Below are 15,790 nucleotides of genomic sequence, written 5' to 3' on the forward strand. Positions count from 1 at the left end.
GTGCTCCTAGTTAGTCGTCTCGACCGGAAATCCTTCGGCCTGCATTTTCTTCAACACATCCTGCCAGCGTGACAGGCGTTTGGTGTCACCGACCTTCTTGTTGCCCTTGGCGCCCGGCAGGTACAGCCCTTCGGCATTGAAAGAGTAGACCGGCAGCAAATCGGTTCGCTCGGCGGCCGGCTTGATCGGGTCGATCAGGCTGTCGAGCACCAGCGGCATGGCGTCAGGGCTGGAATAGTAAGTCAGGACCATGTGCGCGCGGTTCTGGCGCAGGGCCTTGACGTAGGTGATGCGTAACTTGTCACTGGCCACACCGAGGTGGCGCAGGCTGAAATACTTGGCGATCGCGTAGTCTTCGCAGTCGCCGGCGCCTTTCCACAAGGCCTCGATGGGGGTTTCCCAATAATCGACCTCGTGCCACAGATCGATGTCTTCGACGTAGCGCATCTGTTTGTTGAAAAACAGGTTCACCACTTTGAGCTTTTCCATCTCGCTGACCTGCTTCTGCGTGGCCAGCAGATTCTGCCAGGCATCAATCCGCTGTTGCCCTGCGCCCAACGGCCCGTACAGTGCCGTGGCCTTGCGGCTGATCGCGGAAAAATCCCAATCGGCATGCAGGCCGCCCAGCATGATGCCGGCCAGCAGCAGCGCGCCGGCAAGCCAGCGCGCAATCCGTGGGATTACGTAACGTACCGCCAATGCAAGGCATCCAGGGCAGAGAGGAAAGCGCTTGATGGTGAAGGTTAGCCCAGCAAAAAACAATGGCACCATGAGATCATCGCTGCCGCGCTAAACTTCAGATGTGACAGGGTTCTTCTACACGGTTTGACAACCTGTAGAGCAATCACTAGTGTCCTTTGGATCCAAATCCGCAGTCATAGGGTGTGCAGTTGTGACCCAAAAGCCCAAGCCACTCCACAGCATCAAAGTCGACGGCCCGATTCCCGCGCATCTGGCGCGCTCGGTCATCGAAGAAACCCTGCGCGCCGCCATTCTCGACGGGCGCCTGCCCTGCGGCACCGCCGTGCGCCAACAGGATCTGGCCGACCTGTTCGGTGTCAGCCGCATGCCGGTGCGCGAAGCCTTGCGCCAGCTCGAGGCCCAGGGCCTGCTGAACGTCACTGCCCACAAGGGCGCCGTGGTCGCACCGCTGATCCAGGGTGACGCAACGGAAACCTATGAGCTGCGGATCCTGCTGGAGTCCGAAGCGCTGCGCCAGTCGATCCCGCTGCTGACCTCGGTCGACCACGAACGCGCGGCCGGTTTCATCGAAGAGCTGGAAAACGAACACGACTACACCGAAATCGGTCGGCTCAACCGTCTGTTTCACATGGCGCTCTACAGCAAGGCGCCCAATGGCCGACTGTTGCGGCTGGTGGAAGACGGCTTGAACGAAGAAGAGCGCTTCCTGCGCTTCAACCTCGAGGCCATGGGCCTGGGCAAAATCTCCCAGGACGATCACCGCGCGCTGTTGCAGGCGGTGAAAGAGCGTGACACCGCGCACGCCGTGACACTGCTGGAGCAGCACCTCAACCGCGGTGTCGAGGTCATCACACGTTACCTCGCCAGCTCCGCCGGCCAAAGCCGCAAAGCGGCGCACTGAATCCTCCCTCCCGGGTGAGCCTCCACTCACCCGGCGAATAACCCGCTTACAAATCCCCCCACCCGTCACGGTCATTTGCCGTGGCACATCGACGCCTGCGCTCTAACCTCCCTTCTGCTTTGAACAGCCCGGAATTTGCACCGCAAGGAAGTCATTTTCGACGATAGCCGCGGCGCCGATTTACGCGCACCCTTGAATCGCCAACCCAATATAGAACGGGGACGCGCCGCCCCGGCAGCAGTCCCCGCACCAGGAACCTACGGAAGGAGCCTTGTCACGGGAACAGGAAGAAACGGCGCTCTTACAGCCCGACTTCATCCCCTCATATCAATTCGATTACTTAATTTGAAAGTTGCTTCGAGTGAGGCACTCACTCTTGTCGTTCAATTTTGGCCGTTAAACGCCGAAAGGAGCAACTACGCCCAAATAAAACTTAACTTATAAGTTTTATCAGCCCCACTCATACTTCAAAAACAGCCAACTAAAAATAATTAAAAATAAACTTGTTAAGTTGTTTTGCGATGTATTAGTTTTTCTTCGCCGGGTTTGGATCCGAAATCACCAACCCGGCAAAACCTTGCGCTACGGCCGGGTTCGCAGCGGTTTATCCGTCTGCTGCTGTCCCGGGCCCTTCAGACATTGCCTGTTTTCATCGAAACCGAATGAGGCTGTCGTTCGCCTGGAGAAACTTGCTCAACGTTGTTAGCGATTAATTGAGCAATCCTTATTCCCTATTAACCAGAGTCTCGCAACCATGCCAACTAAAGAGCAACTTACACTGAAGAAAGCCGAACTCAGCATTCATCCGATCTTCTCCGAGATCGATTCTTTGGCGACATTGCGCCGGTTTATGGAGTCCCATGTATTTGCCGTCTGGGACTTCATGTCGCTGACCAAACGCCTGCAGCAGGAACTGACTTGCACTCGCCTGCCGTGGTTACCGCCACGAGATCCGCACGCAGCAAGACTGATCAACGAAATCGTGCTCGGGGAAGAATCTGACGATCGGCTGTCACACGGGCATTACAGTCACTTCGAACTGTACCTCGATGCGATGCGCGAAGTCGGTGCGGACACGACAGCCGTGGAACGCTTCGTCACGCTGCAGCAGGAGGGCGTGAGTTACGACGTCGCCCTGCAAAGCGTCGAGGTCGATCCGGCCGCTGCGCGGTTCGTCCGCGACACTTTGCACACCGCACTGCATGCACCCGGTCACAGCGTTGCTGCCGCATTCCTGCACGGTCGCGAGAGCGTGATCCCGACCATGTTCCAGCGCATGCTCGATGCCTGGGGCATTGGCGTCGAGCAGGCGCCGACCTTCCGTTACTACCTCGAGCGACACATCGAGGTCGACTCCGAAGACCACGGCCCGGCGGCGGAGCAACTGCTGGACCGACTGGTGGACGGCGATCCGCAGCGCGAAGCCGAGGTCTACGCCAGCGCCATCGCCGCCGTGGAAAGCCGCATCGCCCTGTGGGACGGCCTGCGCCTGAGCATGCGCGAACCGCTGGCGGAGGTGGCCCAATGAACGCCGCCGACTACCAGTCTTTCGCCGACGCCTGGGAAAGCCGCGCGACCATCCGCACCCGGCCGCGCCGCGTGCTGGAGGACGATGCGCGGCTGATCTATCCGCTCAGCCGCCAGCCGTTGGTGCTCAGCGAAACCTTCCTGCGCGAATGCCCGCAGCAGCGTGATTTCGCCCTGGTGCAGACGTTGTACAAATTCATCAACGACGTGGTGATTTTCGAGACCGAGATCGTCGACAAGACCGCGCGAAGCATCGCCAAGAACCGCTTCGCCGTGCCCTTCCCGTTCGCCTGTCGCTACGACGCCATGACCGTGGTGGTGGACGAGGATTACCACGCGCTGGTGGCGATGGATTTCATGCAGCAGACCGTGGCCATGACCGGCATCGAGCCGATCGAGTTGCCGAATGAAATCGAACTGAGCCGGGCGATTCCGGCCGCCGTCGAACTGGCCCCGCAACACCTGCGCAGCGCCGTGGAGCTGATCTGCGTGGCCATCGCCGAAAACACCGTGACTGGCGATGTCGCGGCGTTCGCCCGGGACGACACGGTCAAGCCATCCATCAAGGGCCTGATGGCCGACCACTTGCTCGACGAAGGTCGCCATTCGAGTTTCTGGGCGCGGATGGTGCGCATCTACTGGCACACCGCGAGTGATGCGGATCGCGACTGCATCGCGCAGATCCTGCCGGTGTTCATCGGCCATTACCTGACCAACGACATCCAGAAGTCCTTCGACCTGCGCCTGATCGATGCCCTGCCGGTCAACGACGCAACCCGCCGCGCACTGAAAGACGAGATGGCCGGGCTGGCCTTCCCGATCAATCGCCACCACCCGCTGGTGGGCAACATCGTGCGGTTTTTCCACAACAGTTCGCTGCTCGACACACCGTGCGTGCAGCACGCCCTGCGCGACTACCTGGTTTGACAAGGAGGCTGACATGAGACGTCTCGACATTTTGCTGAGGGGCCGCAGCCAGGCCTTGACCGACCTGGCGCAGGAGCTCGAACAACACGGTCATTCGTTGCTGACGGAGGTTGCTCCGTCGGTGGATCTGGTGATCGATGACGGCAGTCTTGCGCCGCAGGATTACGACACGACAGCGCAGCTGAACTTGCGCCTGGGCATTGGTGCAACGGGCATCGGCGGACTGCCGGTGCTCGATCTGCTATGCCTCTGCAACACGACACTGCTGAGCCGCGTGCCCATCGCCGACGAACCGTCCGGCAACGGTCAAGCCTTGCGCCAGCGAACACTGGCGCAGGTGGTGGACGAAGTGGCGCTGCTGGTCAGCCGCTTTTCCCGCGATGCCGAGTATTTCCAGCACGCGACAGCGGCCCGTTCGCCGGACTTCGAACAGGTGGAAAACCTGCTGTTTCTCGACAGTCTGGCCTACGTCCATCGCCTGAATGCCACGGCTAATCCGGCCTTGCTGCAACAGGCGCAGATCCCGGTGATCGAGCGGCTGCAACAGAGTCTGATCGAGCACGCGGAGCGCCCGGCGCTGCACCTCGCCGAGCAGTCGATCAGCTACCGCCAGTTGCATGCTCACAGCCGGGCGATCCAGCAACGCTTGCTGGCCATGCTGGAGACACAACCGCAACCCTGGGTGGTGGGGATTTGCCTGCCGAAATGCGATGCGCTGTTTGCTTCGATCCTGGCGACTCTCGGCAGCGGCGCGGTGTACCTGCCGCTGGAGCCGAGCCATCCACTTCAGCGCCAGCAGTACATTCTGGAAAACGCCGGGGCGGTGCTGTTGCTGCACGACGGCGAACACCCGCTGAGCGGTTCGATGCCGGGACTGGATGTCTGCCGCATCGACTGCACCGACGCCGATCTGTCGCAACCGTTGATGCGTCGTCGGCCCGAGCTCGATGCGCCGTGCATGGCGCTCTACACCTCGGGCACCACCGGGCATCCGAAGGGTGTGCTGCTGAGTCAGGCAAATCTTGCGCACTTCACCGCGTGGTACGCCGACTACGTGCAGTTGCACGCCGAGAGCCGAGTGCTGCAGTTCTCTTCGCTGAGTTTTGACTCGTCGCTGATCGATATTTTCCCGAGCCTGCTCGAAGGCGCGGAACTGGTGGTGCCCGACGACAACCAGCGCCGCGATCCGCTGCAACTGGTGGCGCTGATTCGCCGTCGGCAACTGACCCACGCGTTCCTGCCGCCGGCGCTGTTGAGCATCCTGCCGCTGGAGCAACTGCAAAGTGTCGGGCGGATCATGACTGGCGGCGACGTCTGCGAGCCGTTCGTGATCGAACAACTGACGCGCCAGGGCAAACTGTACAACCTCTACGGCCCGACCGAAGCCACGGTGCTGATCACCGCGCGGCAACTGCAACCGGGCGACAGCAATCGCACGCTCGGCGGACCGATTGCCAACAGTCGGGTGCTGATCCTCGATGACGACCTGCAACCGGTGCCGGAGCAAACGGTGGGCGAACTGTTCATCGTCGGCCCCGGCGTGTGCCTGGGTTACTTGAACAATCCACAGCAGACCGCCGAGCGCTATCTGGACCTGGAGTTGCCGGATGGTCAGCGTCTGCGCGCCTACCGCAGCGGCGACATGGCCAAGTGGGGCGAGGACGGCATCGAACTGTGCGGACGGCGCGACAATCAGGTGAAGATCCGCGGCTTCCGGGTCGAGCCGGAGGAGATCGAACGGTGCCTGCGCGAGAGTCAGCTGTATCGGCAGATCGCGGTGGTGATCGACAGTCAGCGACGGATTCTGGCGTTCCTCGCCCAGCCGCAATCGGATGCCGCGCGCGATGCGCTGAAGGCACATGCCCAGCAGTTTTTGCCCGACTACATGCAACCGGTGGCATGGACGGAACTGCCGAACATGCCGTTCGCCGCCAACGGCAAAGTCGACCGAAAAGCCTTGCTGGAATTGCCGGTCAGCGTGCAGGACAGCGGCCCGAAATGCCTGCCGGCCAACGCCGACGAAGCGCTGCTGCTGGAGATCTGGGGCGAGTTGCTGGAGCTGCCGACCAGCGATATTTCCACCGACGAAAGCTTCTTCAATCTCGGCGGTCACTCGATTCTGCTGTCACGCATGCTCCTGCGTCTGCGGGAGGAATTCGGTCGCAGCATCTCGATCAACCGCTTCATCGAACTGCCGACCATCGCCAAGCTCGCCACGCTGGTGCGCGGCACCGATGACAGCGCGGCACTCAGCGCTCAGGCGATGGCCGACGCCGAGCGAGCGCTGGAAATCGAGCCGTTGCCGATCAGCCGCATGGGCGATGTGCACAAGGTGATCGTCACCGGCGCCAACAGTTTTGTCGGTGTGCACATCGTCGAGGCGCTGCTGGGATGGGGCGCCAGCGAGGTGGCGTGTCTGGTGCGCGACGGCGGCGGGCAAACCGCGGCGCAGCGCTTTGCCCAAGCGCTGCGAGAGAACCGGCTGGAGCATCTGGACCTGAGTCGGGTGCGGGTCTATTCGGCGGACATCACCCGGCCGCAACTGGGCCTGGCCAATGAGGATTTCGAGCGACTGGATCGTGAGTTCGGCGCGCTGGTGCACAACGCGGCCAACGTCAATCACGTACTCGACTACGAGTCGCTGGCGGCGGACAACGTCGAGCCGATTTTCGAACTGCTGCGGCTGTGTGAAGGACGCAGCAAGAAGGTGTTCAACTTCGTCTCGACGCTGTCGGCCTCCAGCACCGTCGACGACGCGGGCCGGGTGCTGGAATTGCCCGCCGCACCGACGCCGCCGATCTACATCCGCAACGGCTACAACCTGTCGAAATGGGTCGGTGAGCGCATCCTCGAACGGGCCCGGGAGCGTGGGGTGCGGGTCAATCTGTATCGACCCGGCAACATCAGTTTCAACAGCCTCAGCGGCGTGTGCCAGCCGCACAAGAACCGTTTGATGCTGATGCTCAAGGGCTCGATCCAGCTCGGCCAGGTACCGGCCTTCGCGCTGAATTTCGACCTGATGCCGGTGGACTTCCTTGCCCGTTTCATCGCCTTCCACGCCAGCCGTTATTCGCCCGAACGGGCGGTGTTCAACCTGCACAACCCGGAGCCTCTGAGTTGGGATGCCTACGTTGCGTCGTTCCGCGAAACCGGCAGCGAGTTTTCGCTGGTCAGCGTCGCCGACTGGCAGCAGCAACTGGGCCGGGTCGATGTCGACAACGCGCTGTTCGGCGTGCTCGGTTTCTACCTCAACGGCTTCGAGGAAGACATCGGCGACATCTCCCTGATCGGCCACGCCAACGCCCAGGCCGGCGTACAACAGATGGGCGCGCACTACCCGGAAAAATCCCCGGCGCTGCTGCGTCGCGGCTGCGACTACCTGAAAGAAATCAACTTCATCTGACTCATCAACCAAGGAGCAACACCATGAGCAATCTGCAACCCGACACCCTGATCAAGAATCCTCACGGCTGCCACGTCGTGTCTTCGGTGGAAGTGCCGGTGGACGCCAATGAGGTGTGGTCGGTAGTGGGCAAATTCGACGGTTTCGACCGTTTCATTCCGGCGCTGTCGCACATCGAAATGACCGGCGAAGGCGTGTCTTCGCTGCGCAAGAAGTTCTTCAAGGATGGCAACATCGTGGTCGAGCAACTCAACTCTCGGGACGACCAGGCGCTGAGCATGACCTGGACCACGATCTACAACACCCTGGGCGTGGCCAATCTGTGGGCGGCGATGAATGTAGAGTCGCTGGGCGCGGGCAAGTCGCGGGCGACCTGGACGATCATTGCCGAACCGGCCAGCGGTGGGCCCGAGGCACTGCCGGGGTTCAAGGATTTCGTGCAGGGCTTTGCCGATGACGCGATGGGCAATGTGCTGAAGCTGTTTGTGTAAGGTTTCAGTTCTGCGGTGATTGAGCCACCGCTATCGCTGGCAAGCCAGCTCCCACAGGTTCCCGGTCGGTCACAAATGTTGTGTGCGCCTGAAATCCTGTGGGAGCGGGCTTGCTCGCGATGAACGATAACGCGGTCTGACTTGGTGTCAGATCTTGAAGCTGTCGACCAGCTGTTTCAAACGGTTGGCCTGCTGCGACAACGCATCGCAATCCTTCAACGTTTCATTGAGGTTGGCCACGCTCTGCTGGTTCAGCAGGTTGATCTGGTTGACGTCGACGTTGAGGGTTTCCACCACGGCAGTCTGTTCCTCGGTAGCGGCAGCCACCGACTGGTTCATGCCGTCGATTTCGCCGATGCGCTGGGTCACGCTGACCAGACGCAGACCGGCCTGGTTCGCCACTTCAACGGTCTCCTCGCTGGACGCCTGACTGGCGTTCATGGTGGTCACCGCTTCGCGGGAGCCGACCTGCAGCGAAGTGATCATCTTGTGGATCTCTTCCGCCGATTCCTGGGTGCGGTGAGCGAGATTGCGCACTTCGTCCGCCACCACCGCAAAACCGCGTCCGGCTTCACCGGCCCGGGCCGCTTCGATGGCCGCGTTGAGCGCCAGCAGGTTGGTCTGCTGGGAGATGCCTTTGATCACGTCGAGAATGTGGCCGATGTTGTCGGTGCTGGCATTCAGGGTTTCGATCTGGGTGCACGACAGGCTGATCTTCTGCGACAGCTCGGTCATCGCCTGAATCGTCTGCTCGACCACCTGACGACCGTCATCGGCCTGCTCGCTCGCGCCGCTGGCGTGTTGCGAAGCATCGGCGGCGTTGCGGGCGATTTCCTGAGTGGCGGCACCCAACTGATTGATCGCGGCGGCCACGCTGTTGGTGCGCGCGCTTTGCTCGTCGGAACCGATGATCGAGGCGTTGGACGATGCCATCACCCGTTGCGACAGGTCGTGTACGTGGCGAGTCGCGGAAGACACTTCGGAAATGGAAGCGTGAATCCGCTCGACGAACTGGTTGAACGAACTGCCCAGCTCGCCGAACTCGTCTTTGCTTTCCACCACCAGACGACGAGTCAGGTCGCCTTCACCCTGAGCGATGTCCTGCATCGCACGGCCCATGGTGATCAGCGGACGCATCAGCACGGTGATCAGCAGGCTCAGGAACACCGCAATCGCGCCGACGGCGACGAACATTGCGATCAGTGCCGAGGTGCGGAACTGGCTGAGTGCGGCGTAGGCCTTGTCGCGGTCGATCGACAGACCGATGTACCACTCGGCATTCGGCAGACCGGCGACCGGAGTGAACGACAGGATGCGTTCCTGGCCGTTGAGCACCACGTTCTGGTTGCCCTTCTCGATACGCACACCGGCGTTCGGGTAGATGTCCTTGAGGTTCTTCATCACCTGGTCTTTGTCCGGGCTGACGATCACCTGACCGTCACCGCTGACCAGGAACGCGTGGCCCAGGCCGCCGAAGTCCACCGAGTTGATGATCTTCACCAGGGTTTCCAGACTCAGGTCACCGCCGACTACGCCGAGCAGCTCGCCGTTCTTTTTCACCGGCATGGCGATGGTCACCACCAAACCGCCAACGGCGGCCATGTACGGCGGGGTCAACATGGTCTGGTCAGCGGCCACGGCCTGCTTGTACCAGGGACGCTGACGCGGGTCGTAACCGTCCGGCATCTTCGCGTCAGGGCGCTGGGTGAACACGCCGTTGGCCTGACCGACGTAGGTGAACTGGAAGTTGGAGGTGAAGGCCGGTTGATCGACCAGGCCCGGGAAGTCGGCGTTTTTGCCTTGATGGGCAACGTTCTGCGCGAGGTTTTCCAGTACCAGAATCCGCCCGCTCATCCAGTTCTGCACACTGCTGGCGGTCAGGTCACCGGCCTGCTGGACCGAGGACTGGAGGTTCTGGCGAATGGTGTTTCGCTGCAGATAGTCGTTGTACAACGTGAACAGCGCGAACGCCAGGACCACGACGCCCGAGGCGGCCAGCAGGATTTTATGGCTGAACTTGAGATTCATTTCATGGGACTTCTTATGCGAAAAGTGGGGATGCGTTCCGGATGCAACATTCCATGTACAGCGCAGGCAGCGTTCTGACGGCTGCTCTACTTTGGTGCACGCATGTCTCACCAGTCTGTCGGCACGCTTTGGAGAAAACTTAGGGTTTTGCAGGAAATGGATGGCATTTCTGCCAGATTCCCGCCGGACGGCGTATTAGAGCGGTCGCCTCTGCTTTTTTGATGAGCGTTTTGCAGCGCCGGTTGCAAATTCTGTAACCCTTGATGACAATGCGACTAATTATCATTTGTGACGTTCGGGCTGTCGCGTTCATGTCCTCACCTGAGTTGGCTGTACAGGCGCTTTACACGAGTCATCACGGCTGGCTCAACGGCTGGTTGCGCGCTCGGCTGGGCAATGCTGCCGATGCGGCGGATCTGGCCCAGGACACCTTCGTTCGCCTGTTGCAGCGCACCGAGCGCCTGGAACTCAAGGCACCCCGCGCGTTTCTGCGCACGGTTGCCCGGGGATTGGTGATCGACCATTGGCGCCGTGAGGAAATTGAACGCGCCTATCTGGAAACCATCGCCCATTTGCCTGAAGCCGAAACTCCGAGTGCCGAATCCCGCGCATTGGTGATCGAACTGCTCGAGGGCATCGCCCGCATGCTTGAAGGCTTGAAGCCAAAAGTGCGTCAGGCATTTCTGCTGGCTCAGTGCGAAGGTTTGACCCACAAACAGATTGCCGAGCAGATGGGGCTGTCCCTGCGTTCGGTGGAGCGCTACGTCGCCGACGCGCTGTTTCACTGCTACGTGCTGCGGTACGAAAACTGATGCCGGTGGATAACCTCTCGCTTGGCCGACGCGCCGAGCCACCGCAACAAGTCGTCCGACAGGCCATTCACTGGCTCCTGCGTCTGCGCAACAACCATGGCAACCCGCGTCTGAATCGTCAGTGCGAACAATGGCGCGCCGAACACCATGATCACGAACTGGCCTGGCAGCGGGTGCAGTCTCTGCAAGCCGAACTGACCCACAATCTGCGCACCGTGCCCGGTGCGCAGGTGGCGTTCAACACGCTGGAAAACAGTGCGCAGGGGTTGGGTCGACGTCAGGCCTTGAAGCTATTGTCCGGCGCGCTGCTGATGGGCTCGGCGGGATGGCTGGCCAGCGACACTTCCATCTGGCAACAGTGGCGTGCCGACTATGCCACCGCCACCGGCGAGCGCCGTGGCTTCCAGTTGCCGGACGGCACGCGGATCGAACTCAACACCGCCAGCAGCGTGGATCTTGATTACACCGCACAGCAACGGCTGATCAAATTGACCCGCGGCGAAATCATCGTCACCTGCGGCGGTGCCGATGAAGGTGCGCCGTTTGATCGACCGCTGCGGGTGCAGAATCGTCATGCCAGTTACGAACCGTTCAACGCTCGATTCATCCTGCGCCAGGAAGAGGGTTGCACCCGTCTGAGCGTTACCAGTGGCCGGGTCGCGATTCATTCCGCTGGCAACTCGACGGAGGCCATCGCCGGTCAGAGCTACCTGATCGATCACCATCAAGTTCGCCCGGCGCCGGCGTTGGACATGGACGCCGGTGCCTGGGTCGACGGGTTGATCGTGACCCGCAACATGCGGCTGGGGGACTTCCTCAGCGAAGTCGCCCGGTATCGTCAGGGTTTTCTGAGCTGTGCGTCGGACATTGCGGATCTACGCCTGTCCGGCGTGTTCCGTCTTGAGGACACCGACAAGCTGCTGGCGATCCTGCCGCAGACCCTGCCGGTGCAAGTGCGCTACCGCACGCGTTGGTGGGTGACGCTGGAGTCTGTGGTCTGAAAGTATTTTGGCGGGTTTTCGCGGCAAGTCCGGCTTAGTCAGTAAGCACTTCAACTCAGCCTTCGCGACTGCCTACGGAAACCTACAATGACTGCGCGCGTTACCTGTAAGAACCCTCTGAATTTCTCTGCCGAATCGGGATTGTTGCGCCACGCCGTTCGGGCGGCGCTGTTTTCTACTGCACTGGGCGTTGGCGTGCTGCCGAGCCTGAGCATCGCGGCCAATGCCAGCGAGGTCAGCAGCCACCGCTACAACATCGCCCCCGGACCGCTGGGCGATGCGCTCAACCAGTTCGCGCGCCAGGCGGGCATCACGTTGTCGATGACGCCGCAGCAAACCCAAGGCCGGCAGTCACCGGGTGTACAGGGCGAGTATTCGACCGATCAGGCGCTCAGTCATCTGCTCGGTGGTTCGGGTCTGGAGGCGGTCAGCCAGGACGGCAGCAGCTATGTGTTGCGCTCGGTCGCAGAAACCGAAGCGCTGGCCCTGCCGACCACCGACATCAAAGGCTTCGCCCTCGGCAACGCACTGGGCAGCATGGACGGCTATAACGCGACGCACAGTCAGATCGCCACCAAGACCAGTACCGCGCTGCTGGAAACTTCGCAAAGCGTGTCCGTGGTCACCCGCGAGCAAATGGATGACCAGGGCTCGCAAACCGTGTCCCAGGCCATGCGTTACACCCCCGGCGTGCTGACCAACCCCTACGGCGCCACGCACCGTTACGACTATGTGGCGATGCGCGGCTTCAACGACGGTTCGGTGGATAACATCTACCTCGACGGTCTCAAGTCGATGGGCGACAGCGGCACCTACAGCACCATGCAGGTCGATCCGTATTTCCTCGAGCGTGTCGATATCCTGAAGGGCCCGTCGTCGGTGCTGTACGGCCGCAGCTCGCCGGGCGGTCTGGTGGCGCTGACCAGCAAGAAGCCGCTGTACGAGGCCTATCACCAGGTTCAAGCCACCGTCGGCACTCAGGGCCAGCGCGGTGTCGGTTTTGACTTCAGCGGACCGGTCGATGACGACAAGCGCATCGCCTATCGTCTGATCGGATTGACGGATCAGTCCGACACGCAATTCGACCACAACAAGGAAAAGCGCTTCGCCCTCGCGCCGACCGTCAGCATCGATTTCAGCGAAGACACCTCACTGACTCTGCAAGCGTATCTGCAGCATGACCCGGACGGCGGCTATCACGGTGGCGTGCCGGCCGACGGCACGATTCATCAACGCAACGGTAATCGTATCTCGCCGCACTTCTTCGAAGGCGAGCCGGGCATCGATGGCTACTCCCGTGATCAGCAGTCGTTCGGTTACCAGTTCGAACACCGCTTCAACGACGTCTTCACCGCGCGGCAGAACTTCCGCTACCTCGACTCCAAAGTGAACATGGATCAGGTGTACGCCTATGGCTGGACGTCGCCGACCAGCAACGAACTGAATCGCTACTACACCGGCGGTAACGAGCGCCTCCATGCGTTCATCGTCGACAACATGCTCCAGGCCGAATTCTTCACCGGCGCGACCAAGCACACAGTGCTGATGGGTGCGGATTACCAGCGGCGCAAAACCGTGGTCGACTGGACCAGCGGCGGTCTAGCGCCGATCAACGCGTTCAACCCGGTGTACGGCAATTCCGCTATTACACCGTACGGCGAGACCAGCTATCTGCGGCGCCTGGAGCAGACCGGCGTTTACCTGCAAGACCTGATCGAAATGGACAAGTGGCGCTTCTCGCTGGGCCTGCGTCAGGACTGGGTGGAAACCTCCGACGAAAACCGCATCGCCGAAGCGGGCCGCCCGGTCGGCACCGAGATCAATGATCGACGCACCAAGCTCACCGGCCGTGCCGGCGCGCTGTATCTGTTCGATAACGGGCTTGCGCCGTACGTCAGCTATTCCGAGTCGTTCAATCCGAACTCCTACGCGGACAGTGCCGGCAATCCTCTCGCACCGACCGATGGAACGCAGTGGGAAGTGGGCCTGAAGTATCAGCCGCCGGGCACCGACAATCTGTTCACCGCCTCCTTGTTCCACATCGATCAAGAGAACCTGGCGACCAAGCTGCCGCAGGAAAACTTCTATCGCGCTGTTGGCGCTGTTCGCTCTCAAGGCCTTGAACTGGAAGCGCACATGCAGTTGACCGACAACCTGAAAGTCCTCGGCAGCTACACCTTCACCGACATTGAATACTCGAAGTCGATGACCAGTACCTTGAGCACACCGACCAATGTGATCGAGAACAAAGGCAACTCGCCAACCCAGGCACCGCGGCACATGGCATCGCTGTGGGCGGACTACAAGTTCGACAGCGCGGCACTCGATGGTCTGCGACTGGGCGGTGGTGTGCGGTATGTCGGCTATAGCTGGGCGGATGCAGAGAACACCATGAAGGTGCCGTCCTACACATTGTTCGACGCATCGATTGGCTATGACCTCGGCAAGGTCGGTTTGAAGGGTGTCGACGTACGCCTGAATGCGAACAATCTGACCAACGAATCCTACGTGGCCTCCTGCGCAAGTCTGGACTTCTGCTACATGGGCGAAGAGCGCAACGTCGCCGCGACGGTCAGTTACCAGTTCTAAGCCTTTGTCTTGTGCATGAAAAAGCCAGCCCCTGATTTCAGGGGCTGGCTTTGTCGTATCTGTGGGGGAATTTTCATGCGTTCGTTTCTGGTTTTGTTGCACCGGTATATCGGGTTGGCCACGGCGGTTTTTCTGCTGCTGGCAGGGGTTACCGGGAGCATTCTGGCGTTCAACCATGAGCTGGATGAGTGGTTGAATCCGGAGTTTTACGCAGCTTCGGCCGAGGGGGCGAAACTACCGCCAGGTGAGCTGGTGGATGCGGTGCAATCGTTACATCCGAAGTTGCAGGTCTGGTACATGGAGTACCCGAACGAGGCAGGCCACACGGCATTGCTGGCGGCGGTTCCACGGAATGATCCGGCGACGGGCGAACCGTTTAAAGAACGCAATGAAGTGTTCTACCTTGATCCGGTGAGCGGAGAGCAAAAAGGTCAGCGTTACTGGGGCGAGTGCTGTTTCCAGCGTGAGAACTTCGTTCCGTTCATTCTTGAGTTTCACTACAACCTGACACTGCCCGGTAACTGGGGTTTGCTGTTGATGGGGTTGGTGGCCATCGCCTGGGTAATCGATTGCTTCATCGCCCTCTGGCTGACGTTGCCGCGGGGTAAACCGTTCTGGAAGAAGTGGTCGAACGCCTGGAAGATCAAGGGCGGGCATGCCTATCGGCTCAACTTCGATCTGCATCGAGCGGGGGGCTTGTGGCTGTGGTTGTTATTGCTGCCGATAGCCATCAGCAGCGTAGCGATGAACCTGCCGAGCCAGGTTTTCAAACCGGTGGTGTCGTTGTTTTCTCCGATTGAACCGAGCGTGTATGAAGCCCGAGGACGAATGCCTGCCGAAGAGCTGGGGATCACTCGATTGAGTTATCAACAGGCATACGAAAGGGCACAGCAGGAGGGGAAAAGGTTGGGGCTGACAGCGGCGATCGGCGAGTTGTATTACAGCTTTGAGTACAACTTCTACGGTGCGGGGTTTGGACAGCATGACACCGAGGCCCACGGTAAATCCTGGTTGTTCTTCCACGGTACGGACGGGCGATTATTGGGGCAGGAGATAGCAGGAGAAGGGACGTTGGGAGAGCGGTTTTATCGATTGCAGTTGCCGATACATGGGGGACGGATCATAGGCTTCACCGGACAAGTAATGATCGCGATATTGGGTGTTCTGATTGCAGGGTTGTCGGGGACTGGCGTCTACATCTGGTGGCGCAAATGGCAGGCTCGTCGGAGCAGCAAGGCACGCAGAGCGGTTTGAAGACAGGTTTTTGGTGTCCCCTGAAACGACAAAACCCCTGTCTGCTTTAGCAGACAGGGGTTTCGGAATTCAATCTTGACGATGACCTACTCTCACATGGGGAAACCCCACACTACCATCGGCGATGCATCGTTTCACTTCTGAGTTCGGGATGG

At 60.5% G+C, this 15,790-nt stretch carries 11 protein-coding genes; 9 read left to right on the forward strand and 2 right to left on the reverse strand.

Features of this window, described 5'->3' with window-relative positions:
* Positions 1 to 6: 6 nt before the first annotated feature.
* Positions 7 to 699 carry a cysteine protease LapG gene (gene lapG / locus CAG25_RS25530; RefSeq protein ID WP_039773040.1) on the reverse strand — a complete coding sequence of 231 codons (693 nt, stop codon included), beginning with the start codon at positions 697 to 699 and terminating at the stop codon, positions 7 to 9.
* Between the two features lie 193 nt (positions 700 to 892).
* Here lapG and CAG25_RS25535 point away from each other — a divergent pair, with 193 nt between their 5' ends.
* The 5 genes from CAG25_RS25535 (at position 893) to CAG25_RS25555 (ending at position 7,951) form a co-directional block, all read left to right on the forward strand.
* Positions 893 to 1,603, forward strand: coding sequence for a GntR family transcriptional regulator (locus tag CAG25_RS25535; protein WP_085613334.1), 711 nt, complete (start codon positions 893 to 895; stop codon positions 1,601 to 1,603).
* Positions 1,604 to 2,357: 754 nt separating this feature from the next.
* A complete protein-coding gene (locus tag CAG25_RS25540; protein ID WP_039773044.1) occupies positions 2,358 to 3,131 on the forward strand; it encodes a DUF3050 domain-containing protein in 774 nt (257 codons plus the stop codon).
* Positions 3,128 to 4,057 carry a diiron oxygenase gene (locus CAG25_RS25545; protein ID WP_085613335.1) on the forward strand — a complete coding sequence of 310 codons (930 nt, stop codon included), beginning with the start codon at positions 3,128 to 3,130 and terminating at the stop codon, positions 4,055 to 4,057. Before CAG25_RS25540 ends, CAG25_RS25545 begins: the two co-directional genes overlap by 4 nt.
* Before the next feature lie 13 nt (positions 4,058 to 4,070).
* The gene (locus CAG25_RS25550) at positions 4,071 to 7,460 is read left to right on the forward strand and encodes a non-ribosomal peptide synthetase (RefSeq protein ID WP_085613336.1); all 3,390 of its coding nucleotides are present in this window, start codon (positions 4,071 to 4,073) and stop codon (positions 7,458 to 7,460) included.
* A 23-nt stretch (positions 7,461 to 7,483) separates the two neighbouring features.
* Entirely contained in the window at positions 7,484 to 7,951 is a 468-nt protein-coding gene (locus tag CAG25_RS25555) for an SRPBCC family protein (RefSeq protein ID WP_085613337.1), read from the forward strand.
* Positions 7,952 to 8,098: 147 nt separating this feature from the next.
* Here CAG25_RS25555 and CAG25_RS25560 read toward each other — a convergent pair whose 3' ends face one another.
* Complete coding sequence (locus tag CAG25_RS25560) at positions 8,099 to 9,979, reverse strand: methyl-accepting chemotaxis protein (RefSeq protein WP_064592567.1); 1,881 nt, start codon at positions 9,977 to 9,979, stop codon at positions 8,099 to 8,101.
* A 311-nt stretch (positions 9,980 to 10,290) separates the two neighbouring features.
* Here CAG25_RS25560 and CAG25_RS25565 point away from each other — a divergent pair, with 311 nt between their 5' ends.
* The 4 genes from CAG25_RS25565 (at position 10,291) to CAG25_RS25580 (ending at position 15,635) form a co-directional block, all read left to right on the forward strand.
* Positions 10,291 to 10,791 (forward strand): sigma-70 family RNA polymerase sigma factor, encoded by a 501-nt coding sequence (locus tag CAG25_RS25565; protein WP_039773052.1) that lies wholly within the window; start codon positions 10,291 to 10,293, stop codon positions 10,789 to 10,791.
* Positions 10,791 to 11,792 carry a FecR domain-containing protein gene (locus CAG25_RS25570; protein ID WP_085613338.1) on the forward strand — a complete coding sequence of 334 codons (1,002 nt, stop codon included), beginning with the start codon at positions 10,791 to 10,793 and terminating at the stop codon, positions 11,790 to 11,792. Before CAG25_RS25565 ends, CAG25_RS25570 begins: the two co-directional genes overlap by 1 nt.
* A gap of 87 nt (positions 11,793 to 11,879) precedes the next feature.
* On the forward strand, positions 11,880 to 14,381 hold the full coding sequence (locus tag CAG25_RS25575; RefSeq protein ID WP_085613339.1) for a TonB-dependent siderophore receptor: 2,502 nt from the start codon (positions 11,880 to 11,882) through the stop codon (positions 14,379 to 14,381).
* A gap of 75 nt (positions 14,382 to 14,456) precedes the next feature.
* Positions 14,457 to 15,635 carry a PepSY domain-containing protein gene (locus CAG25_RS25580; protein ID WP_085613340.1) on the forward strand — a complete coding sequence of 393 codons (1,179 nt, stop codon included), beginning with the start codon at positions 14,457 to 14,459 and terminating at the stop codon, positions 15,633 to 15,635.
* The last annotated feature ends 155 nt before the right edge of the window (positions 15,636 to 15,790 follow it).

Origin of the sequence: Pseudomonas sp. B16(2017), from assembly GCF_002113205.1 — a bacterium.
Taxonomy (GTDB): Bacteria; Pseudomonadota; Gammaproteobacteria; order Pseudomonadales; family Pseudomonadaceae; genus Aquipseudomonas; species Aquipseudomonas pharyngis.

Coding starts and splice junctions, on each gene's coding strand:
- CAG25_RS25540 (WP_039773044.1), top strand. CDS start 2,358: ATGCCAACTAAAGAGCAACTTACACTGAAGAAAGCCGAACTCAGCATT.
- CAG25_RS25545 (WP_085613335.1), top strand. CDS start 3,128: ATGAACGCCGCCGACTACCAGTCTTTCGCCGACGCCTGGGAAAGCCGC.
- CAG25_RS25550 (WP_085613336.1), top strand. CDS start 4,071: ATGAGACGTCTCGACATTTTGCTGAGGGGCCGCAGCCAGGCCTTGACC.
- CAG25_RS25555 (WP_085613337.1), top strand. CDS start 7,484: ATGAGCAATCTGCAACCCGACACCCTGATCAAGAATCCTCACGGCTGC.
- CAG25_RS25560 (WP_064592567.1), bottom strand. CDS start 9,979: ATGAATCTCAAGTTCAGCCATAAAATCCTGCTGGCCGCCTCGGGCGTC.
- CAG25_RS25565 (WP_039773052.1), top strand. CDS start 10,291: ATGTCCTCACCTGAGTTGGCTGTACAGGCGCTTTACACGAGTCATCAC.
- CAG25_RS25570 (WP_085613338.1), top strand. CDS start 10,791: ATGCCGGTGGATAACCTCTCGCTTGGCCGACGCGCCGAGCCACCGCAA.
- CAG25_RS25575 (WP_085613339.1), top strand. CDS start 11,880: ATGACTGCGCGCGTTACCTGTAAGAACCCTCTGAATTTCTCTGCCGAA.
- CAG25_RS25580 (WP_085613340.1), top strand. CDS start 14,457: ATGCGTTCGTTTCTGGTTTTGTTGCACCGGTATATCGGGTTGGCCACG.